The organism is Thauera mechernichensis (assembly GCF_029588855.1).
GTDB lineage: Bacteria > Pseudomonadota > Gammaproteobacteria > Burkholderiales > Rhodocyclaceae > Thauera > Thauera mechernichensis.
The window spans coordinates 40,954-63,043 of sequence record NZ_JARQZE010000018.1; the positions used below are offsets into that span (position 1 = coordinate 40,954).

17 protein-coding genes are annotated in these 22,090 nt (G+C 67.2%); 3 read left to right on the top strand and 14 right to left on the bottom strand.

Going from position 1 to position 22,090, the window contains the following annotated elements; genetic code table 11:
• Positions 1–19: 19 nt before the first annotated feature.
• The 3 genes from cbbX to P7F68_RS17095 are packed head-to-tail and all read right to left on the bottom strand — an operon-like array spanning position 20 to position 2,877.
• On the bottom strand, positions 20–922 hold the full coding sequence (gene cbbX / locus P7F68_RS17085; protein WP_277834925.1) for a CbbX protein: 903 nt from the start codon (positions 920–922) through the stop codon (positions 20–22).
• Between the two features lie 27 nt (positions 923–949).
• Positions 950–1,375, bottom strand: coding sequence for a ribulose bisphosphate carboxylase small subunit (locus P7F68_RS17090; protein WP_002938958.1), 426 nt, complete (start codon positions 1,373–1,375; stop codon positions 950–952).
• Between the two features lie 35 nt (positions 1,376–1,410).
• A complete protein-coding gene (locus P7F68_RS17095; protein WP_277834929.1) occupies positions 1,411–2,877 on the bottom strand; it encodes a form I ribulose bisphosphate carboxylase large subunit in 1,467 nt (488 codons plus the stop codon).
• 134 nt (positions 2,878–3,011) lie between these two features.
• Between P7F68_RS17095 and P7F68_RS17100 the strand changes: the two genes are divergently transcribed.
• On the top strand, positions 3,012–3,932 hold the full coding sequence (locus P7F68_RS17100) for a LysR family transcriptional regulator (protein WP_002938955.1): 921 nt from the start codon (positions 3,012–3,014) through the stop codon (positions 3,930–3,932).
• Positions 3,933–3,998: 66 nt separating this feature from the next.
• Here the strand turns inward: P7F68_RS17100 and fba are convergent, their stop codons facing one another.
• The 8 genes from fba to P7F68_RS17140 all read right to left on the bottom strand — a co-directional run bounded on the left by fba (position 3,999) and on the right by P7F68_RS17140 (position 15,223).
• Positions 3,999–5,063, bottom strand: a complete 1,065-nt coding sequence (fba, locus tag P7F68_RS17105) for a class II fructose-bisphosphate aldolase (protein WP_002929444.1) — start codon at positions 5,061–5,063, stop codon at positions 3,999–4,001.
• 121 nt (positions 5,064–5,184) lie between these two features.
• Positions 5,185–6,639, bottom strand: a complete 1,455-nt coding sequence (gene pyk / locus P7F68_RS17110) for a pyruvate kinase (RefSeq protein ID WP_002938954.1) — start codon at positions 6,637–6,639, stop codon at positions 5,185–5,187.
• Positions 6,640–6,779: 140 nt separating this feature from the next.
• Positions 6,780–7,964: a phosphoglycerate kinase gene (locus P7F68_RS17115; protein WP_002929434.1), complete on the bottom strand. Its 1,185-nt coding sequence runs from the start codon at positions 7,962–7,964 to the stop codon at positions 6,780–6,782.
• Positions 7,965–8,031: 67 nt separating this feature from the next.
• On the bottom strand, positions 8,032–9,060 hold the full coding sequence (gene gap, locus P7F68_RS17120; RefSeq protein ID WP_002938953.1) for a type I glyceraldehyde-3-phosphate dehydrogenase: 1,029 nt from the start codon (positions 9,058–9,060) through the stop codon (positions 8,032–8,034).
• Between the two features lie 142 nt (positions 9,061–9,202).
• Entirely contained in the window at positions 9,203–11,218 is a 2,016-nt protein-coding gene (tkt, locus tag P7F68_RS17125; RefSeq protein ID WP_277834935.1) for a transketolase, read from the bottom strand.
• Positions 11,219–11,356: 138 nt separating this feature from the next.
• A complete protein-coding gene (locus P7F68_RS17130) occupies positions 11,357–13,357 on the bottom strand; it encodes a methyl-accepting chemotaxis protein (protein ID WP_277834937.1) in 2,001 nt (666 codons plus the stop codon).
• 96 nt (positions 13,358–13,453) lie between these two features.
• Positions 13,454–14,329 carry a phosphoribulokinase gene (locus tag P7F68_RS17135; protein ID WP_277834939.1) on the bottom strand — a complete coding sequence of 292 codons (876 nt, stop codon included), beginning with the start codon at positions 14,327–14,329 and terminating at the stop codon, positions 13,454–13,456.
• An 84-nt stretch (positions 14,330–14,413) separates the two neighbouring features.
• Positions 14,414–15,223, bottom strand: a complete 810-nt coding sequence (locus tag P7F68_RS17140) for an inositol monophosphatase family protein (RefSeq protein WP_002938948.1) — start codon at positions 15,221–15,223, stop codon at positions 14,414–14,416.
• Positions 15,224–15,273: 50 nt separating this feature from the next.
• Between P7F68_RS17140 and P7F68_RS17145 the strand changes: the two genes are divergently transcribed.
• Together P7F68_RS17145 and pap are read left to right on the top strand one after the other, a co-directional pair.
• The gene (locus P7F68_RS17145) at positions 15,274–15,996 is read left to right on the top strand and encodes a 16S rRNA (uracil(1498)-N(3))-methyltransferase (RefSeq protein WP_277834941.1); all 723 of its coding nucleotides are present in this window, start codon (positions 15,274–15,276) and stop codon (positions 15,994–15,996) included.
• A 61-nt stretch (positions 15,997–16,057) separates the two neighbouring features.
• Positions 16,058–17,539: a polyphosphate:AMP phosphotransferase gene (gene pap / locus P7F68_RS17150; protein ID WP_002929421.1), complete on the top strand. Its 1,482-nt coding sequence runs from the start codon at positions 16,058–16,060 to the stop codon at positions 17,537–17,539.
• Between the two features lie 19 nt (positions 17,540–17,558).
• Here the strand turns inward: pap and P7F68_RS17155 are convergent, their stop codons facing one another.
• From P7F68_RS17155 to paaD, 3 genes are all read right to left on the bottom strand, one after another.
• Positions 17,559–20,216, bottom strand: a complete 2,658-nt coding sequence (locus P7F68_RS17155) for a bifunctional acetate--CoA ligase family protein/GNAT family N-acetyltransferase (RefSeq protein WP_002938945.1) — start codon at positions 20,214–20,216, stop codon at positions 17,559–17,561.
• Between the two features lie 242 nt (positions 20,217–20,458).
• On the bottom strand, positions 20,459–21,556 hold the full coding sequence (locus P7F68_RS17160) for a 2Fe-2S iron-sulfur cluster-binding protein (protein WP_277834965.1): 1,098 nt from the start codon (positions 21,554–21,556) through the stop codon (positions 20,459–20,461).
• Between the two features lie 18 nt (positions 21,557–21,574).
• The gene (gene paaD, locus P7F68_RS17165; protein ID WP_277834966.1) at positions 21,575–22,081 is read right to left on the bottom strand and encodes a 1,2-phenylacetyl-CoA epoxidase subunit PaaD; all 507 of its coding nucleotides are present in this window, start codon (positions 22,079–22,081) and stop codon (positions 21,575–21,577) included.
• Positions 22,082–22,090 lie beyond the last annotated feature (9 nt).

The window sequence follows — 22,090 nt, forward strand, 5'->3', positions numbered from 1 at the left end:
TTATGGGTGCGGCTCGCGTTCAGCCGGCCTCGGCCTGCTGGAAGTGACGGCTGGCGCGGACATCGGATTCGGTGATGGTGGTGAGCGCCTCAGCATCGACCGTGGCGCCGGATTCGAACAGGCGAAGGGCCTGGCGCAGGCGCATGCGGTCGAGTGCGTTGCGGATGCTGCGGGCGTTGGCAAAGTGCGACTGGCGGCGACGCAGGGCGATGTATTGGTCGAAGGCGCTGAAGGCGGCCTCGTCGAAGCGGTAGTTCCAGCCGGCGAGCATGCGCTGGGCGATCTCGCCGAGTTCGCTGTCGCTGTAGTCCGGGAAGTCGATGTGGTGGGCGATGCGCGATTTCATGCCTGGGTTCGATTCGAAGAAGCGCTCCATGCGGTCGGCGTAGCCGGCGAGGATCACCACCAGGTCGTCACGCTGGTTCTCCATCACCTGCAGCAGGATCTCGATTGCCTCCTGGCCGTAGTCCTTTTCGTTCTCCGGGCGGTAGAGGTAGTAGGCTTCGTCGATGAAGAGGACGCCGCCCATGGCGCGCTTCAACAACTCCTTGGTTTTTGGTGCGGTGTGGCCGATGTACTGGCCGACGAGGTCGTCGCGCGTCACCGCCACGACGTGGCCGCGGCGGCAGTAGCCGAGGCGATGCAGGATCTCGGCCATGCGCATGGCGACGGTGGTCTTGCCGGTGCCGGGGTTCCCGGTGAAGCTCATGTGCAGCGAGGGCTGTTCGGTGGCCAGCCCCAGGCGTTGGCGCACGCGGTCGACGAGCAGCAGGGCGGCGATCTCGCGCACGCGGCGCTTGACCGGGGCGAGGCCGACCAGGTCGCGCTCGAGGGACTCGAGCACCTCGCCGATACCGGCGTCCCGGAACTCGGCACCGAGGTCGATGCGGGCGGGGGCGGGGGCCTTCTCGGGGGCGTTCATGGACTCGTCTCCTGCTGTCGTCTGGGGTCAGGCGCTGTAGCGCGCGCCTTCCGGGTTGCGGCCGACGGCGTAACTCTCCATCGTGTAGCGCAGCTTGCGGCCCTGCGTTTCCTGGCGGATCACGCGGAAGCCGGGCTCGGCGGTGGGGCGCTGGACGATGAAGGACATGCGTACCGTCTCCCAGCCCTTGGTCGAGTCGAAGGCGTTGATGCGGATGTAGGTCTCGGGCTTGGCCTCGCGGCAGGCCTTGAGTTCGCCCATTACGCCGGCGGGGTCGCGCAGGTCGAACATCGGCAGGCCCCACATGTTCCAGTAGGTGTTGCGCGGGTGGGGGTCGTCGGTGAACTCGATCGCGACCGCCCAGTTCTGGTCGAGGCAGTAGTTGATCTGGGCCGCGATCTGGGTGTCGGTGAGGTCGGGCAGGAAGGAAAAGCAGCCTTGGGCGATGCGCATGATGGGTCTCCTCGGTTCCGGGATGGGGCTGAGCTTCAGGCTACGCTGGCGGTCGGCACGAAGTCCGACGTGTCGGTGCTGGTGTAGTTGAAGGTGATGTCACCCCAGGTATCGAGGGCGGCGCGCAGCGGCTGGCACCACCTGGCGGCGTCAGCGAGGATCTGTGGGCCTTCGTTGGCGATGTCGCGGCCTTCGTTGCGGGCGAGCACCATGGCCTCGAGCGCGACGCGGTTGGCGGTGGCGCCGGCCTGGATGCCCATCGGGTGGCCGATGGTGCCGCCGCCGAACTGCAGCACGACCTCGTCGCCAAACAGGTCGAGCAGCTGGTGCATCTGGCCGGCGTGGATGCCGCCCGAGGCCACCGGCATCACGCGCTTGATGCTGGCCCAGTCCTGGTCGAAGAACAGGCCGCGCGGCAGATCCTGCTTGGTCACCATGTCGCGGCAGACGTTGTAGAAGCCTTGCACCGTCATCGGGTCGCCTTCGAGCTTGCCGACCGCGGTGCCGGCGTGCATGTGATCGACGCCGGCCAGGCGCAGCCACTTGGCGATGACGCGGAAGGACACGCCGTGGTTCTTCTGCCTGGTGTAGGTGCCGTGGCCGGCGCGGTGCAGGTGCAGGATCATGTCGTTGTCGCGGCACCAGTTGCTCATCGACTGGATCGCGGTCCAGCCGACGATGAGGTCGATCATGACGATGCAGGAGCCGAGGTCGCGGGCGAACTCCGCGCGCTTGTACATCTCCTCCATGGTGCCCGCGGTGATGTTGAGGTAGTGGCCCTTGGATTCGCCGGTCTGCGCCGCGGCCTGATTGACGCCTTCCATGCAGTACAGGAAGCGGTCGCGCCAGTGCATGAAGGGCTGCGAGTTGATGTTCTCGTCGTCCTTGGTGAAGTCCAGGCCACCGCGCAGGGCCTCATACACCACGCGGCCGTAGTTCTTGCCGGACAGGCCGAGCTTGGGCTTCATCGTCGCGCCCAGCAGCGGGCGGCCGTACTTCTCCAGGCGCTCGCGCTCGACCACGATGCCGGTGGGCGGGCCGCGGAAGGTCTTCACGTAGGCCACCGGCAGGCGCATGTCTTCCAGGCGTGCGGCCTTGAGCGGCTTGAAGCTGAACACGTTGCCGATGATCGACGCGGTGAGGTTGGCGATCGAGCCTTCCTCGAACAGGTCGAGATCGTAGGCGACCCAGCAGAAGTACTGGCCCTCCTGGCCGGGCACCAGCTCGATGCGGTAGGCCTTGGCGCGGTACTTGTCGCAGGCGGTGAGGCGGTCGGTCCACACCACGGTCCAGGTTGCGGTGGAGGATTCGCCGGCGACCGCAGCGGCCGCTTCGATTGGATCGACGCCTTCCTGCGGGGTGATGCGGAAGACCGCGAGCACGTCGGTGTCCTTGGGCTCGTAGTCCGGGTTCCAGTAACCCATCTGCGCATACTTCAGCACGCCGGCCTGGTAGCGCTTCTTGGGGTCGAGGATCTGTTGCGGGTTTTCTGCGGCGCCCATGTCGTGTCTCCTTCCGTTTGTGTGCTGCCAGGGGCTGTGAAGCGGTGACTTGCAAGCGGTGGTGACTGGACAATAGGGCGGTGCTTTAATAAGCTCAAATGAGGTTTTCTGGCTTATTGAGATAAGGTTTTCTGATGAAGCTCGCCCAGCGCCTTACCCTCAGGCAGCTCCGCGCCCTGGTGGCGGTGGCCGACAGCGCCAGCTTCACCCAGGCCGCACGCCTGCTGCACCTGACCCAGCCGGCGATCTCGATGCAGATCCGCGACGCGGAGGCGATCGTGGGCCAGGTGCTGGTCGATGGCCGGCGCGAGATCCACCTCACCCCGGCGGGCGAGATCGTGGCGCGGGCGGCGCGCCAGGCACTGCAGGCGCTAGAACTGGCCGAGGTCGAGCTGAAGGCGCGCATGGGCGTGGCGGCCGGCACGCTGGACGTGGTGGCGATCACGACTGCGGAGTACTTCGTGCCGCACCTGCTGGCCGAGTTCGGTCGTCGCCACCCGGACATCACCTTCCGCCTGGCGGTGGAGAACCGCGAGCGGGTGCGCACGCTGCTGCAGGAACAGCGCTGTGACGTGGCGATCATGGGACAGCCGCCGCGCGGCATCGACCTGCGCCGGATTCCCTTCGCTCCGCACCGGCTGTCCTTCGTGGCGCGCCCGGACCACCGCCTGGCCGGACGCAAGCGCATCCCGCCCGCGGCGCTGACCGACGAGCGCCTGCTGCTGCGCGAGCAGGGCTCGGGCACGCGCGACAACCTCGAGCGCTTCCTGCGCGCGCACGGCGTCAAGCCGCTGGCGGCGGACGAGCTCGGCAGCAACGAGACTCTGAAGCAGGCGGTGATGGCCGGCATGGGCATCGCCTTCCTGTCGCATCACACCTTTGCAATGGAGGTGGAAAGCGGGCGCCTGGTGCGGTTGGATGTAGCCGACACGCCGGTCATCCGCGAGTGGAACGTGGTCTCGCGCACCGACCGGCCAATGACGCCCGCGCTCGACGCGTTGCTGGAGTTCCTGCAGACCGAGGGGGCGGCGCGGATGCGGGCGATGGAGCGCTGAGGCCAGCGCAAAAAAGAAAACGCGCCACGTGGGCGCGTTTCGATCTGACTGGAAAGCCGCGTCGGCTCAGCGCACGATCTGCGTCAGCTCGCCTGCCTTGTAGCGCGCAGCCATCTTGTCGAGCGAGATCGCCTTGATCTTGCTGGCCATGCCGGCGCAGCCGAAGGCTTCGAAGCGGGCCTTGCACACCAGCTTGGCGGCTTCACGCGCGGGCTTGTTGAACTCGCGCGGGTCGAACTTGGAGGGATTCTCGACCAGGAACTTGCGCACTGCACCGGTCATCGCCAGGCGGATGTCAGTGTCGATGTTGATCTTGCGCACGCCGTACTTGATGCCCTGCACGATCTCCTCGACCGGCACGCCGTAGGTTTCCTTCATGTCGCCGCCGTACTGGCGGATGATCTCGAGCAGCTCCTGGGGCACCGAGCTCGAGCCGTGCATCACCAGGTGGGTGTTGGGAATGCGGGCATGGATGGCCTTGACGCGCTCGATGGCGAGGATGTCGCCGGTGGGCTTGCGGCTGAACTTGTAGGCGCCGTGGCTGGTGCCGATGGCGATGGCAAGTGCGTCGCAGTCGGTCTGCTTGACGAAGTCGGCGGCCTGGTCGGGGTCGGTCAGCATCTGGCTGTGGTCGAGCGTGCCCTCGGCGCCGACACCGTCTTCCTCGCCGGCCTGGCCGGTCTCGAGCGAGCCGAGGCAGCCGAGCTCGCCTTCGACGCTGACGCCGATGGCGTGCGAGAACTTCACCACTTCGCGGGTGACGGCGACGTTGTAGTCGTAGGAGGAAGGCGTCTTGCCGTCTTCCAGCAGCGAGCCGTCCATCATCACGCTGGAGAAGCCGGAGCGGATCGCGCCCATGCAGATCGCCGGCGACTGGCCGTGGTCCTGGTGCATGACGATGGGGATGTTCGGATAAGCCTCGACGGCGGCGTCGATGAGGTGGCGAAGGAAGGCTTCGCCGGCGTATTTACGCGCGCCGGCCGAGGCCTGCATGATCACCGGACTGTCGCATTCGGCCGCCGCTTCCATGATGGCCTGGACCTGTTCGAGGTTGTTCACGTTGAAGGCGGGCAGGCCGTAACTGTGTTCGGCCGCGTGGTCGAGCAGCTGGCGCATGGAAACGAGGGGCATGGGTTTCTCCGGGAGGGGGCGCCGGTGACCGGCGGTTCGATGTTCGAAAGTCGTTATTTTATCCTGTCGCGCGGTGCATGCGTCATGCCGGCGCGACAGGTATGGGGCAGGCGGCCGGGCTTCAGAGGCGGTCGTCCAGGGTGCCCGGGCGGTGGTGTTCGCCCACGCGCACGATCTTGAGCGTGTTGGTGCCGCCCGAGGCACCGATCGGCTCGCCGATGGTGAGCACGATGAGGTCGCCGTAGTCGACTACGCCCTGCTCGAGCAGGACCTGTTCGGCCTCCCACAGCAGTACGTCGCGGTCCTGGTGGGTCTGGCTCATCAGCAACGGGTGCACCTCGCGGTACAGCGTCATCAGATTGCGCGCCGTCACCTCCGGGGTGAGGGCATAGATCGGCACGCCGGCATTGAGCCGGCTCATCCACAGTGCGGTCGACCCGGTCTGGGTGAGCGAGGCGATGGCCTTGACCTTGAGGTGGTAGGCGGTCCAGATTGCCGCCATCGCGATCGACTGGTCGATGCGGGAGAACACGCGGTTGAGCATCTCGCGGTCCAGTCCGATCTCGGACGACTTCTCGGCCTCCAGGCAGACCCGGCTCATCGCCTCGATGACTTCCACCGGGTACTTGCCGGCGGCGGTCTCGGCCGACAGCATCACCGCGTCGGTGCCGTCGAGCACCGCGTTGGCGACATCGGACACCTCGGCGCGCGTCGGCACCGGGCTGGTGATCATCGATTCCATCATCTGCGTGGCGGTGATGGTGAGCTTGTTGCGGTCTCGCGCGGCGCGGATCATCTTCTTCTGCAGGGCAGGCACGGCGGCGTCGCCGACCTCGACTGCGAGGTCGCCGCGCGCCACCATGATGCCGTCGGAGGCGCCTAGGATCTCCTCCAGGTTGGCGACGGCCTCGGTGCGCTCGATCTTGGCGATCAGCACCGCGCTGCTGCCGGCGGCGCGCAGCAGCTGGCGGGCCATGTACATGTCGGCCGCGCTCTTGGGGAAGGACACGGCGACAAAGTCCACGCCGATCTGCGCTGCGGTGCGGATGTCATCCATGTCCTTGGCGGTGAGCGCGGGGGCGGTGAGCCCGCCGCCCTGACGGTTGATGCCCTTGTTGTTCGACAGCTCGCCGCCCACCTTCACCGTGGTGTGGATCTCGTGGCCGAGCACGCGCTGCACGGTGAGCTTGAGGCGGCCGTCGTCGAGCAGCAGCACGTCGCCCGGCTTGACGTCCTTGGGCAGGTCCTTGTAGTCGAGTCCGACACGCTCGCCGCTGCCGAGCTCGCAGCGCGCGTCGAGAATGAAGGGTTGGTCCTTGGTGAGTGTGATCCGGCCGTCTGCGAACTTGCCGACGCGGATCTTGGGACCTTGCAGGTCGGCGAGGATGCCGACCGGGCGACCGGCGAGTGCCGAGGCCTCGCGGATTGCCTCGGCGCGCGCGACGTGGTCCTCGGCCTTGCCGTGGGAAAAGTTCATGCGCACCACATCGACGCCGGCCTGGACCATGCGTTGCAGGACGTGGGGGTCTGATGAGGCGGGGCCGAGGGTGGCGACGATCTTGGTGTGGCGGGACATGTAGGACTCCAGCGAGGCGGGGTACGTGATGGCTGGGGGGCGGCAGGCCTGAAAGCGCTTGTCAGCCGGCATTCTAGCGCCGCACGAGAAAAAGGCCGTCGCGTGGGACGGCCTTTCGATGGCGCAGGCTGTGGCCTGGGTCAGGCTGCGAAGCGTTCTTCCAGCGCCGCGATCGCGGGCAGCGTCTTGCCCTCGAGGAATTCGAGGAAGGCGCCGCCGCCGGTGGAGATGTAGCCGACGTCCTGGGCGATGTCGAACTTGGCGATGGCCGCCAGGGTGTCGCCGCCGCCGGCGATCGAGAAGGCTTCGGAGTGGGCGATGGCCGAGGCCATCATCTTGGTGCCGCCGGCGAACTGCGGGTGCTCGAAGACGCCGACCGGGCCGTTCCAGACGATGGTGCCGGCGTGGGCGATGATGTCCGCCAGGCGCGCCGAACTCTTCGGGCCGAAGTCGAGGATGCGGTCGTGGGGGCCGACTTCGTCCACCGAAATGCGGTTGGCACGGGCGAGCGCCGAGACCTCGTCGGCCACGACCACGTCCACAGGCAGCGGCACTTCGGCGCCGCGTGCCTTCATGATGTCCATCACCTGCTGCGCCTCGCGCACCATCTCGGGTTCGGCGAGCGACTCGCCGATGCGCTTGCCGGCGGCGAGCAGGAAGGTGTTGGCGATACCGCCACCGACGATGAGCTGGTCGACCTTGTCGGCCAGCGTGCGCAGGATGGTGAGCTTGGTCGACACCTTGGCTCCGCCGACGATCGCCACCAGCGGGCGGGCCGGGTTGTGCAGCGCCTTGGACAGCGCGTCGATCTCGGCGCCCATCAGGATGCCCGCGCAGGCGACCGGGGCGAAGCGGGCGATGCCGTGGGTGGTGGCTTCGGCGCGGTGAGCGGTGCCAAAGGCGTCATTGACGTAGATGTCGCACAGCGCGGCCATCTTCCTGGCGAGCTCTTCGTTGTCCTTCTTCTCGCCCTTGTTGCAGCGGCAGTTCTCGAGCAGCACGACCTCGCCCGGCTTGACTTCGAAGCCGCCGTCGACCCAGCCCTGGATCAGCCGTACCGGCTTGTCGAGGAGCTGGCCCAGGCGTACGGCGACCGGCATCAGTGAGTCTTCGGCGCGCAGTTCGCCTTCGGTGGGGCGGCCGAGGTGGGAGGTGACCATCACTGCAGCGCCGTGCTCGAGGCAGTAGCGAATGGAGGGAATGGAGGCGCGGATGCGGGTGTCCTCGGTGATGTTGCCGGCTTCGTCCTGCGGCACGTTGAGGTCGGCACGGATGAACACCTTCTTGCCGCTGACGTCGAGTTCGGTGAGTTTCTTGACTTGCATGGTCGTATCAGGCTCGTGAAAACGCCCTGCAGGGCAGGGCGTTGGGGTTGTGCTATCGGTGGCCGGCTTACTTGGCGTTGTAGAAGGCGCGCGCGGCGTCGAGCATGCGGCAGGAGTAGCCCCACTCGTTGTCGTACCAGGCCAGCACCTTGACCAGCACCGAGCCGTCCTCGCCCTTGATGACGCGGGTCTGGGTGGCATCGAAGGTGGACGAGACGGTGGTGTGGTTGAAGTCCGACGATACCAGCGGCTCGTTGTTCACCGCCAGGATGCCCTTGAGCGGGCCGTTGGCGGCGGTGGTCATCAGTGCGTTGATCTCTTCCTTGGTGGTGGCGCGCTCGGCGGTGAAGGTGAGGTCGACCAGCGACACGTTGATGGTGGGCACGCGCAGCGCGAAGCCATCGACCTTGCCGACGAGCTGCGGCAGCACCAGGCCAACGGCCTTGGCGGCACCGGTCTTGGTCGGGATGATGTTGGCGGCGGCGGCGCGGGCGCGGCGCAGGTCCTTGTGGCGCACGTCCACGGTGACCTGGTCGTTGGTGTAGGCGTGGATGGTGGTCATCAGGCCCTGCTTGATGCCGACGCTGTCGGCCAGGATCTTGGCAACCGGGGCCAGGCAGTTGGTGGTGCACGAGGCGTTGGAGACGACCGTCATGTCGCCGCGCAGCACTTCTTCGTTCACGCCCATGACGATGGTGGTGTCCACGTCATCGCCGCCCGGGGCGGAAATCAGCACGCGCTTGGCACCCATGTCGAGCAGGGCCTGGGCCTTGGCCTTGGTGGTGTAGGCGCCGGTGCATTCGAGCAGCACGTCAACGCCGTGGCTGCCCCAGTTGACGCCCTTCGGGTCCTTGGTGGAGTAGAAGGGGATCTTCTTGCCATCGATGATGATGCAGTTCTCGCCTTCGGTCTCGACCGAGGTGGCGAAGCGGCCATGCGTGGTGTCGTACTTGAGCAGGTGGGCGTTGGTGGCCAGATCGCCTGAGGCGTTGATGGCGACCACTTCGAATTCGTTCTGCAGGCCCTGCTCGTAGATGGCGCGCAGCGTGCAGCGACCGATACGACCGAAACCGTTGATGGCGACCTTGATGCTCATCGATGCTTCTCCCTGGAATGAAGGTAAGAGTGGAAAACCGGGTGTATGTCCTTGTTGATGCGCTGCCGGCCCGCGCCGGTCCGTGCCTTGATGTGCAGCGGGAGCGGTCCGTTTCCGGAGCCGCTCCCGCGCCAGGCCTTCTTCAGAGCACCGCTTTCACTGCCTGCACGACCGCATCCGCGGTGATGCCGAAATACTTGAACAGCTCGCCGGCGGGTGCCGATTCGCCGAAGCGGTCGATACCGATGACACGACCTTCGAGGCCGACGTACTTGTACCAGCCGTCGGTGCTGCCGGCCTCGACCGCGACGCGCGGCAGGCCGGCGGGCAGCACGCTGGCCTTGTAGGCGGCATCCTGACGGTCGAAGACGTTGGTCGAGGGCATGGACACCACGCGCACCGCGACGCCTTGTTCGGCCAGGGCCTGCTGCGCAGCGATGGCGAGGGCGACTTCGGAGCCGGTGGCGAGGATCACCGCCTGCGGCTTGCCACCCTCAGCTTCCGACAGGACGTAGCCGCCCTTGCGGATTGCGGCGACCTGTTCCGCCGTACGCGCCTGGAAGGGCAGGTTCTGGCGCGAGAAGCACATGCTGGTCGGGCCATCCTTGCGTTCGATCGCGCTCGCCCAGGCCACTGCCGATTCGGTGGTGTCGCAGGGGCGCCATACGTCCATGTTGGGGATCAGGCGCAGGGTGGCGGTCTGCTCCACCGGCTGGTGAGTGGGGCCGTCCTCGCCGAGGCCGATCGAGTCGTGGGTGAACACGAAGATCTGGCGCACCTTCATCAGCGCGGCCATGCGCAAGGCGTTGCGCGCGTACTCGCTGAACATCAGGAAGGTGGCGGTGTAGGGGATCAGGCCGCCGTGCAGCGCGACGCCGTTGGCGATTGCCGCCATGCCGAACTCACGCACGCCGTAATACACGTAGTTGCCGCCGCTGGCCCTGCTGACACCCTTGGCGCCAGACCACAGCGTGAGGTTGGAGCCAGCGAGGTCGGCCGAGCCGCCGAGCAGTTCGGGCAGCTTGGGGGCGTAGGCTTCGATGCTGTTCTGGCTGGCCTTGCGGGTGGCGATGGTCTCGGCCTTGTCGACAACCTTGGCGAGCACCGCTGCGACGTGGCTGTCCCAGTCGGCGGGCAGCTCGCCGGCCATGCGGCGCTCGAACTCGGCGGCGAGTTCGGGGTGGGCTGCACGGTAGGCGGCAAAGCTGGCATTCCACTGCGCTTCGAGCGAGGCGCCCTTGGTGCGCGCGTCCCAGGCAGCGTAGACGTCGGCCGGGATGTGGAAGGGGGGATGGTTCCAGCCGATGTGGGCACGCGCGGCCTCGATCTCGGCGGCGCCGAGCGGGGCGCCGTGCACATCATGGCTGTCCTGCTTGTTGGGAGCGCCGGCGCCGATGATGGTCTTGCAACAGATCAGCGTGGGCTGGGCAGTGTTGGCCTTGGCCTGCTGGATGGCGGCTTCGATGGCGACCGGGTCGTGGCCCTGAACGTCGCGGATGACCTGCCAGCCGTAGGCTTCGAAGCGCTTCGGGGTATCGTCGGTGAACCAGCCCTCGACGTGGCCGTCGATGGAGATGTTGTTGTCGTCGTAGAAGGCGATGAGCTTGCCCAGGCCCCAGGTGCCGGCGAGCGAGCAGGCCTCGTGCGAAATGCCTTCCATCAGGCAGCCGTCGCCCAGGAATACATAGGTGTTGTGATTGACGACCTCATGGCCAGGCCGATTGAACTCGGCGGCGAGGATCTTCTCGGCGAGTGCCATGCCGACGGCGTTGGTGATGCCCTGGCCGAGCGGGCCGGTGGTGGTCTCGACGCCGGGGGCGTAGCCGTATTCCGGGTGGCCCGGGGTCTTGCTGTGCAGCTGGCGGAAGCGCTTGAGCTCCTCGATCGGCAGATCGTAGCCGGTGAGGTGGAGCAGCGCGTAGATCAGCATCGAACCGTGGCCGTTCGACAGCACGAAGCGGTCGCGGTCGGCCCACTTGGGGTTGGCCGGGTTGTGGCGCAGATGGTGGCGCCACAGCACCTCGGCGATCTCGGCCATGCCCATCGGCGCGCCCGGATGGCCGGAGTTGGCCTGTTGCACGGCATCCATCGCCAGCGCGCGGATGGCGCCGGTAAGCGGGTTGAAAACCGGGGGCTTGACGTTTCTGGACTGCGACATGGTTGCCTCGACGCCGCCGGGGCGGCTGGAAAAAACCAGAATTATCGCTGAAACCTCGGCATTTTTGGAAATTCAGGAACCACGGCCCCGCAATTGTGCGCGCTGGCGCCAACTGCGGGGGGATATGTCGAAGGAATGCTAGAGACGGAAGCGCCCCACCAGCTTGCCGAGGCGTTCGGCAGTCTGTCCGAGTTCGTCGATGGTGTTCGAGGCGTCCTGAATGGCTTCATCGGTGGTTTGCACCATGAGCGAGGCCTCCTCGATCGACTGTGCCAGCTGTGTGGCGGCGGCGCTTTGCTCCTGGGTGGCTTCGGCGATCTCCCTGACACGCCCTGCCGCCTGGTCCATCTGTGTCTCGATCGATCCGATCTCGCCGGCGACTTCGTGCGCTTTGACCATCCCCAGGTCGACGGCCTTGCGAGCCTGCTTCATGCCGTCGACCGCCGCCTGTGTTTCGTTGCGGATGGACTCGATGGTGGCACGAATCTCCAGCGTGGCTGAGCCGGTGCGTTCGGCCAGCTTGCGCACCTCGTCGGCGACCACGGCGAAGCCACGACCCTGTTCGCCTGCCCGGGCGGCCTCGATGGCCGCATTGAGCGCCAGCAGATTGGTCTGGTCGGCGATGTCGCGGATGACCTGGGCGACCCCGGCAATCTGCTCCGAGCGCTGCTCCAGCCCGCTGAGCGAGGCGGCAAGTCCTTCCATTGTGGAGCCAATGCCTTGCATCTGCTGTTCCATGGCGCCCACCGCCGCTGCGCTGCGACGCGACACTGCGCTTGTATGGAGCATGGTTTCGTCCGCTTCGCGGGCGTGTTCGGCGATATGTCCGATGGAGACGGTGACTTGCTCGACGGTGGCAGCGTTGCTGCTGGAGGTGCCTGCCAGGGTGCGCGAGCTGCTCGCGACCTGCTGGGTTGCCTGGGTGACTGTGCGCAGGCCGTGCTCCAGGGTCGTGCTCTGGTCGCGAACCTCGACGAACATGCGCTGCAGCGTGCTCAGGAAGGCGTTGACGCTGCCAGCGACACGCCCGAGTTCGTCGTTGCTGCGAATGTCCAGGCGACGGGTGAGGTCGCCCTCGCCACCTGCGAGCTCTTCCATCGCCCCTGCGAGTTGGTTGAGCGGGCGCGTCAGTGCGGTCAACAGGGTAAAGATGACGCCGGCAGTCAGCGCCAGGCTGAGCAGGCCGAGCATGATTGCGGTGCGCAGCAGTTGATCCGCCGATGCGGTGATGACCTGTTGGGGTACCGATACGATCGCTCCCCATGCGCGCTCGGCGCCCTTGATGTCGATGCGTTCGAGGAAGTGGCTGATGCCGGCGTCGTCCAGCCAACGGTACTCTTCCCCACGGGCCAGGGCATTGAGCGCCGCAGCCGGCAGCGTGCTTGCCATCTTGCCGACCGCACTGCGGTCGGGGCCATAGACTATGGTCCCCGACTGGCTGAGGACGGTGACATGGCCTACGCCGAAAGGCTTGATGCCGCCAAGCCATTGACCCATCGCATCGAGTGCGATGTCCGCGCCGGCGATGCCGTGGAAGCGGCCCCCGACCATGATGGGGTGCACCAGCGAGGCGATGAGCATCTTGCGACCCCCCACCTCGTATTCGTACGGGTCGGATACAAACGCTTGGCCGGTGCGCTTGGGGGTCTGGTAATAGTCACCGGCGCCTGCCTGGTCGTAGTCGACCAGCGGCTCCACTGCGAGGCTGCCGTCGCCCCGGTTCCAGTAAGGCACCAGACGGCCGCTGGCATCGTGACCGGGGGTGTTGGCGAACTGTTCGTCATCACCGTCAAAGGCATCGGGTTCCCAGCCGGTGAACAGGCCAAGCAGGGCAGGATTGCCATCGAGCAGGCGGCGCAGGATGGCATTGACCGCATCGCGGTCGGTCGCGCCGTGGCTGCGCAGGCCTTCGAGCACATGGCGCAGGCCGAGTGCGGTGGTCATCGAATGGTCGAGGTGCTGCGATACGGTTTTGGCTGCGAGCTCGGCGGTGCGCTTGGCGCGAATGTCACCTTGCTCGAGCACGGCGTTGTAGCTCTGGTAGGACATCACGCCGATGGTGACGGTGAAACCTGTAGCCACCACTGCAAGCGTGGCGGTCAGCAGCTTTGCACGAAGGCTGGACAACATTCCGGGCATGGCTGGTCGATCCTTGTGAGTCGGGGTGGGGCAGCAGTCCCGCGGACGGCGCCGTTCATGCTGCTAACGGCGCGTCGGGGGCTGACTTGAGCGCTTTCATACCCACTGCCGGCGTCGTTCCATGAGCTTCCAGATCAGCGGCGTGAGGATCAGTTGCATGGCCAGGTCGAGCTTGCCGCCCGGAATCACGATGGTGTTGGCCCGGCTCATGAAGGCGTCGTGGATCATGCGCAGCAGGTAGGGGAAGTCGACGCCGCGCGGATCCTTGAAGCGGATCACCACCATGGATTCGTCCTGGGTCGGCACGTCGCGGGCGATGAAGGGGTTGGAGGTGTCGACGACCGGCACGCGCTGGAAGTTGATGTGGGTGCGGGCGAACTGCGGCACGATGTAATGCACGTAGTCGTGCATGCGGCGCAGGATGGTGTCCTGCACGGCCTCGGCGGTGTAGCCGCGCAGCTTGGTGTCGCGGTGCAGCTTCTGGATCCACTCCAGGTTGATCGTGGGCACGACGCCGATCAACAGGTCGACATGGCGCGCCACATCGGAACTGTCGGTGACGACTGCCCCATGCAGGCCCTCGTAGAACAGGCAGTCGGTGCCGACCGGCAGGTCTTCCCATTCGGTGAAGGTACCCATCGGCAGGTTCCAGCGCATCGACTGCGCCTCGTTGTGTATGTAGTAGCGGCGGCGACCGGTGGCGGCATCGCCGTATGAGCGGAACAGGCTCTCGAGGTCGGCAAGCAGGTTGGCTTCCGGGCCGAAGTGGCTGATGCCGCGCTGGCCTGCGCGTTCGGCGTCCTCGATGAGGGCTTTCATCTCGGCACGGGTGTAGCGGTGGAAGCTGTCGCCCTCGACGATTGCGGGGTTCACGTTCTCGCGATGGAAGATCGCCTCGAAGGTGTGCTTGACCGTGGTGGTGCCCGCGCCCGAAGAGCCGGTGACCGCGATGATGGGGTGCTTCATGGACATGGGGGGTCTCCGCCTACGGCCGACGGCTGTGGGGTGTTGCGGGCTTGGATGTATTCGCGGGTGCGTGCAGAGGAGCGGGGGCGCTCAGGAGCGTCCCTTCACCCACGCCGACCACTCGGTGAATAGCGAGGGCGTGACCGCTGCGATCACGCCGCGCTTGATGGCTGGACCGGCCATGAGCTCACCGCCGTCGAGCGCTTCGGCCTGGCCGCCGGCCTCGGCGAGGATGAGACGGCCAGCGGCGTAGTCCCACAGCATCTGTCCGCCGTGCAGATAGACATCGAGCCGGCCGGCGGCGACAAAGCACCATTCGAGTGCGCTGGAGCCGAAGTTGCGCTGCGAGTAGTAGGGCGGGCGCACCGCGAGTTCGTCGCCCAGGTGGTGGCTGATGCGCTTGAAGTCCACGCCGGCGACGGCGTCGCGCAGGCTGACGGCGCCGCTGCGCAGCGGCAGCTCGGCGCCGTTGAGGAAGGCGCCCGCACCGCGGGCGGCGTAGAAGGATTCGTCGGTGATCGGGTTGTACACGACACCGATCACCGGCTGGTGGTCGATCAGGTAGGCGATCGACACTGCGAACAGCGGGATGCCGTTGGCGAAGTTGGTGGTGCCGTCGATCGGGTCGATGCACCACAGGCCGCGAGCGCCCTCGTTCCACAGGTGGGCCTGCTCGGCCGCGGTCATTTCCTCACCGAGCACCGCGCCGGGCAGCAGCTTCGGCAGCTCCTCGCTGAAGCGGCGCTGGGACTCGACGTCGGCCTCGGTGAAGAGCGAGCCGTCCTCCTTGCGGTTGCGCGCGGACTTGAGATAACGGGGCAGGATTTCCTCGCGTGCCACCTCGCGCACCATCGATTCGAGGGCGCGGGCGCGGGACAGGCGTATGGCTGCAGTGGGCATGCGGAACTCCTTGCGCTCGGGGGAGCGATGCTCGGGCCTATAATTTTACGATGATTTCACGATTCCACTTTGATGGTCGCCTCCCGGACGGTGGCGAGGTCGCCCTGCCGGAGGCGCTGGCACACCACGCGGTGCGTGTTCTGCGGCTGCCGGACGGGGCTGGTCTGGTGCTTTTCGACGGCCATGGCGGCGAGGTCGAGGCCGAGCTGGTGGTGCGCGGCAAGGCCGCGTTCGCGCGTCTCGGGGCGCGGCGCGACATCGAGCGCGAGTCGCCGCTGCAGGTGGTGCTGGTGCAGGCCCTGGCCACGGGCGACAAGATGGACTGGGTGGTGCAGAAGGCGGTCGAGCTTGGCGTCGCCGCTGTCCAGCCGGTGCAGGCTGAGCGCTCGGTGTTGCGCCTGGCCGGCGAGCGCGCGGACAAGCGGCTGGTGCATTGGCAGCAGGTCGCGGTGTCGGCCTGCGAGCAGTGCGGTCGCAACCGCATTCCCCAGTTGCGGCCGATGCAGCCGGTGCTGCAATGGCTCGCCGCGAACAGGGCGGCGACCAACTTCGTGCTGGCCCCGGGTGGGCGGGTGGGGCTTGCGCAAGAGCCGCCGCCCGCTGGGCCGGTTCACCTGCTTGTCGGTCCCGAGGGGGGGTGGAGCGAGGGCGAACTGGCTGCTTTCGATGCTGCTGGCTGCCGGCGCATCGTGCTCGGCCCCCGCGTACTGCGCACCGAGACCGCAGGTCTGGCGGCGCTGGCGGTGCTGCAGGCGCGCTGGGGCGACTACTGAACGGATCGGCAGGTCCGCATAGCGCCCGCGGCGCGACAACGAAGATCGAAGGGGGAGGGGAATGTTCGAATCCGCAGAGCTTGGCCACAGCACCGACAAGGACACCTACCGCCAGGCGGTGCCGGCATTGCGTGCAGAGTTGCTCGATGCGCAGCTGGACCTGCTCGAACTCAGGCAGTTCGCCGTCGTCGTCCTCGTCAATGGCGTCGACAAGGCCGGCAAGGGTGAGACGGTGAACCTGCTCAACGAGTGGATGGATCCGCGCCACATCCAGACCTGGGCGTTTGACGCGCCGAGCGCGGAGGAGTCGGAGCGACCCTACATGTGGCGCTTCTGGCGGGCGCTGCCGCCGCGCGGAAAGATCGCCGTCATGTTCGGCAACTGGTATACCCAGCCCATCTTCGAGCGCGTCGACCGGACCTCGAAGAAGGCCGAGCTCGACAAGCGCCTCGACGACATCCGCCGTTTCGAGTCGATGCTCGCGCAAGAGGGCGTGCTGCTGATCAAGTTCTGGTTCCATCTGCCGCGGGACGCACAGAAGGCGCGCCTGAAGGCGCTCGAGAAGGATCCGCGCACGCGCTGGCGGGTGACCGAGCGCGACTGGCGCTACTACAACCTCTACGAACGCTACCGGGAGGTGGCGGGGCATGTGTTGCGGACGACGAGCACGGCTGCGGCGCCCTGGCTGATCGTGGATGGCTCGGACGCCAACTACCGAGCCCTGTTCGTCGGCCGCACGCTGTTGTCGGCGCTGCGCCGTCGGCTCGATGCCGCATCCCAGCACTGGACGCCCCGGCTGTCGGTCGCGCCGCTGCCGCCGCGCGTCGATGGGCTCAATGTGCTCGACGCGCTCGTGCGCCAGGACATGAAACGCAAGGACTACGACGACCAGCTCGAGCGCCTGCAGGGGCGACTTGCCCTGCTGTCGCGCTCGCCGGCGTTTCGCACGCGCGCGCTGGTGCTGGTGTTCGAAGGCATGGATGCGGCGGGCAAGGGCGGCGCGATCCGCCGCGTGGTCGGCGCGCTCGATGCGCGCCAGTACCGCGTCATCCCGGTCGCGGCGCCGACCGACGAGGAAAGCGCCCAGCCCTACTTGTGGCGCTTCTGGCGCCACCTGCCGCGGCGCGGCAAGGTGGTCGTATTCGACCGCTCCTGGTATGGCCGTGTGCTGGTCGAGCGCGTCGAGGGCTTCTGTTCCGAGGCCGACTGGATGCGTGCCTACGCCGAGATCAACGACTTCGAGGACGAACTGGCGAGTGCCGGCGCGGTTGTCGTCAAGTTCTGGCTTGCGATCAGCAAGGACGAGCAACTCGCCCGCTTCAAGGAGCGTGAATCCGAGCCGCACAAGCACTTCAAGATCACCGAGGAGGACTGGCGCAACCGCGACAAGTGGGACGAGTACAGCCGTGCGGTGTGCGACATGGTCGATCGCACCAGTACCGAGTACGCGCCGTGGACCCTGGTCGAGGCTGACGACAAGCATTTCGCCCGCATCAAGGTGCTGCGCACGATCTGCGAACGCCTCGAGGCAGCACTCGGCTGAGGCTGCGGCGCGGGAGCGCTCACTTGCCGTGCAGCGCCTTGACCACCCGCCGCAGCGCGCTCTCCTCGGGGTGGGGCTGGACCAGGAAGCCGAGGCCGTGCATCAGGCGCAGCATCTTCGGGTTGTTGCCGAGCACGTCGCCGAAGATGCTGCGATAGCCCTTGGCGCGGGCGACTTCGATGAGCGCCCCCATGAGTCGGCGGCCGAGGCCGAAGCGCTGCCAGCCGTCGGCGACGACGAGGGCGAACTCGACCGACTCGCCATCGGCAGCGAGCGCATAGCGCGCGCTGCCGATCATCTGCTCGGTACCCGCGTCGTCGGGCGTCGTGGCGATCAGTGCCATCTCGCGGTCGTAGTCGATCTGCGTGAAGCGCGCGATCATCGCCGGGCTGAGTTCGTCCAGCTCCTCCATGAAGCGCATGTAGCGGGTCTCGGCGCTCAGGCCGTTGAAGAAGGCCAGCAGCAGCCCGGCGTCTTCCGGGCGTATCGGGCGGGTGCGCACGGCGCGGCCGTCGCCGACCTTCCAGTCCTGGACGAGGTGCAGCGGATAGGGATGGATCGCCATGTGGGCATAGCGGTCGCTGCCGGCAGGCAGGCCCTGGTCGATGACGACGCGCGCGTCCGCCGCCACTGCACCCTCAGCGTCGATGATGAGCGGGCCGATCTCCAGTTCGCGCACCCAGGGCAATTCGCACACCAGGTCGGACACCGATACCAGCACCTGCTCGACGGCGGCGCGGTTGAGCGTGCCCGCAGGGCTGCGGGGGCCGCGCGGCGCAGTCGGCATGGCCGTGTCGATGAGGTCGCGCGCCAGCACCGGGTTGAGCGGCGGCAGCGCAAAGGTGCGTGGCGCCGAGGCGTCCTCTGGCCCGAGACTGATCACCGGGCCGAAGATGGCGTCGCGCACGACCTGGATGCTGAACTCGCGGGCGCGCGGCCGGTACAGGTAGGGCTCGATCGCTACGCCAGTGATGTGCGCCTCGGGGTGGCGCAGGCGGACCGCATCGACGATGTCGTGGTAGGCGCTCCACACCGATTCGGCGGTGTTGATGTTGAGGCGTACGCCGCCCGACTCCGACTTGCTGGCAAGCTCGGCAGCGTCGACCTTCATCGCCACCGGGAAGCCGACCTGCTCGGCGACGAACAGGGCCTGCGTGGCATCGTGGGCAACCGTGGTGGGCGTGACCGCGATGCCGTAGCTGCGTAGCAGGGCCTTGGACTCCATCGCCGACAGGGTGTGGCGGCGCTGGTTGAGCAAGGTTTCGATCAGCACGCGTGCCCCGCCGCTGCGACGGTAGGCCGCCGCGCCGCCGCCCGCGGTCTGCAGCAGCAGTGTCTGGCTGTGATGGAAGCGGGAGATGTCGTGGAGCAATTCGACCGCGGCCTCGGGGGCGCTGAATACGGGGATGCCGGCCTGTTCGAGCAGGCTGCGCGCCTCGGCCACCTGGCCGCCGCCCATCCAGCAGCAGCACAGCTTGAGCCGGAGCTGCGCCGAGAGGTCGATGATCTCCTGGGCGACTTCGACCGGCTCCACGAGGGCATGCGGCGACAGGATTACCAGCAGGTTGGTCACTGCGGCGTCCTCGGCGAGTGCCAGGATGGCGTCGCGATAGCGTTGCGGACTCGCGTCGCCGCCGAGGTCGAGCGGGTTGTGGCTGCGGCGCTCGCGTCCGCCCAGGCGCTCGAGTGCCGCGATGGTGGGCGAGCCGAGATTGACCAGGGTGGTGCCGAGGTCCTTGGCGCGGTCGGCAGCGAGGTCGGCCGGGCCGCTGCCGTTGGAGACGATGGCGAGGCTGTCCTCGCGCGGACGGAAGCCGCAGGAGAGCGCCTTGGTGGCGAAGAACAATTGGTCGAGATTGTTGACCCGCACCACCCCCGCACGGCGCATGGCCGCGTCGAAAACCACGTCGGCGAGTCCACCGTGTGCAGCTGCGGTCGTGTCGTTCTCGTCCGCGCCGTGACGGCCCGCCTTGAGCACGATGATCGGCTTGATGCGTGCCGCCGAGCGCAGTGCGCTCATGAAGTGGCGGGCATTACGGATGTGGTCGACGTAGAGCAGGATGTAGCGCGTCTGCGGGTCGTGGGTCAGGTATTCGAGGATCTCGCCGAAATCGATGTCCACGGTGCCGCCGAGCGAGATCACCGACGAGAAGCCCACGCCCTGTGTGGAGGCCCAGTCCAGCACGACCGAGCACAGTGCGCCCGACTGCGACACCAGGGCGATTTCGCCCGGCTTGACCGCGATGCGGGTGAGCGCGGCGTTGAGCCCGCTGCCCGGGCGGGCGATACCCAGGCTGCCGGGGCCGAGCAGGCGCAAGCCGCTTTCACGCGCGGTCTCGATGATGCGGCGCTCGAGTGTGCGCCCGGTGGCGCCGACGATGATGGCATTGCGCACACCGCTGCGCCCGCACTGGGCAGTGACGTTGTGCAGCATGCGCGCGGGCGTGGCAATGATGGCGAGGTCGACCGGGCGGCCGATGTCCTCGATCGAGCGATGGCAGGGGTGGTCCTGGATGCGCTCGTACTTCGGGTTCACCGCGTGCAGCGTGCCGCGGTAGCCGCCCTCGACCAGGTTGCGGAAGATGATGCGGCCGACCGAGCCGGGTGAGTCCGAAGCGCCGATGACGGCGATCGACGCCGGTTCGAAGGCGGTGCTCAGGGCGTGGTGGCTGGACATGGCGGTGGGCGCAGAGGTGGCTAGGGCTTAAGTGATACCAGATAAATTGATTTTCTTTGTTGATGTGTATCAGTAAGCGTCCGCTGGCGCCTCGCCTCGAAAACGCCAACGGCCGTCGAGACGGCCGTTGCAAGGGTACGGATGCGGGCAGGGCAGTTGCCGCGATCGCCTTCAACCCCTCGCGGCTCGCGCCGCGTCCACTGGGGCGATGCGCGCCGCGGGCCTTCTGCCGCCCCGCGCGCTCAGCGTTCGTCGAAGCTGATCTTGAGCCGCTTGGTCGTCGCCCGTGCCTGACAGCTGAGCACGAAGCCCTGGGCCACTTCGGCCGCCTCGAGGGTGAAGTTCTTGTCCATCACCACCTCGCCCTCCTGCACCTTGGCACGGCAGGTGCAGCACACGCCCGCCTTGCACGAGAACGGCAGGTCTAGGCCGGCGTTGAGCGCGGCGTCGAGCAGGTGGTCGTCCGGGCCGATGGCGATCTCGTGTTCCTTGCCGTCGAGCACCAGGGTCATGGTGATGTCCTTGGTTGCGGCGGCGGCGGCTTCGGCGCTGCTCGATGCGCCGACGGGCTGGGCGCCGGCGGGCAGGTTGACGGTGAAGCGCTCGGTGCGGATACGGTCCGCCGGCACGCCGGCCTCGACCAGAGCCGATTCGGTGGCCGTGATCATCTCATCGGGGCCGCAGATGAAGACTTCGTCCATGCTGCCCACGGGGAGCAGGGCGCCGATGATGGCGCGCACCTTGTCACCGTCGATGCGGCCTTGCAGCAGGTCGACCTCCTGGGCCTGACGCGATAGCACATGGATCATCGTCAAGCGGTCACGGTAGCGGTCCTTGAGGTCCTGCAGCTCCTCGTTGAACATCACCGTGGACATGCGGCGGTTGCCGTAGATGAGCGTGAACTTGGCGTCCGGCTGCTCCTCGAGCGTGGTCGCGGCGATCGACAGGATCGGGGTGATGCCCGAGCCGGCGGCAAAGCCTACGCGGTGCAGTGCGCGCTTCTTCCTGACCACGAAGCGTCCATCGGGCGGCATTACCTGAAGGGTGTCGCCGGCCTTGATCGCACGCGTGGCCCAGTTCGAGAACAGGCCGCCCTCGACCGGGCGGATGCCGATCTCGAGTTCGCCATCGCGGGCCAGGCGGCTGCGCGGGCTGCTGATCGAGTAGTTGCGGCGTATGTCCTGGCCGTCGATGGTGGCGCGCAGGGTGAGGAACTGGCCCGGCTCGAAGGTGAAGCGTTCGCGCTCGGCAGGCGGGATGTCGAACGTGATTGCCACCGCGCCGGCGGCCTCTGGGCTCACGCGCTTGACGGCGAGTTCTTGGAAACGGAGTGCTGACATGGCGTTTGGGCTCCGGCTTTAATAGGGTTTGAAGTAGTCGAAGGGCTCCTGGCAGTCGAGGCACTTGTACAGTGCCTTGCACGCCGTCGACCCGTACTGGGAGGTGACCGTGGTGTGGATGGAGCCGCAGCGCGGGCAGGCTACGGGCTCGGCCTGCACGCGGCGCACGAAGTGCACCACGCTGACGTCGCCGCCGCTGCCGCAGGTGCGGTGGGGCGGGGCGATGCCGTAGACGCGCAGCTTTTCCTTGGCCTCGTCGCTCATCCAATCGGTCGTCCAGACCGGCGCGAGCTGGGTGATCACCCGCGCTGCGATGCCGGCCTGGTCCAGGCTTGCGCGCACGTCGTCCTCGATCTGGCCCATGGCCGGGCAGCCGCTGTAGGTCGGCGTGATGACCACCTCGATGCCCGCGTCGGTCTCGCGCACCTCGCGCAGGATGCCCAGCTCGCGCAGGGTCACCACCGGGATCTCGGGATCGGTGAGGTGCTCGAGGGTGGCCCAGACTTTTTCGATCGTGCTGCTCATGGCTTGCCG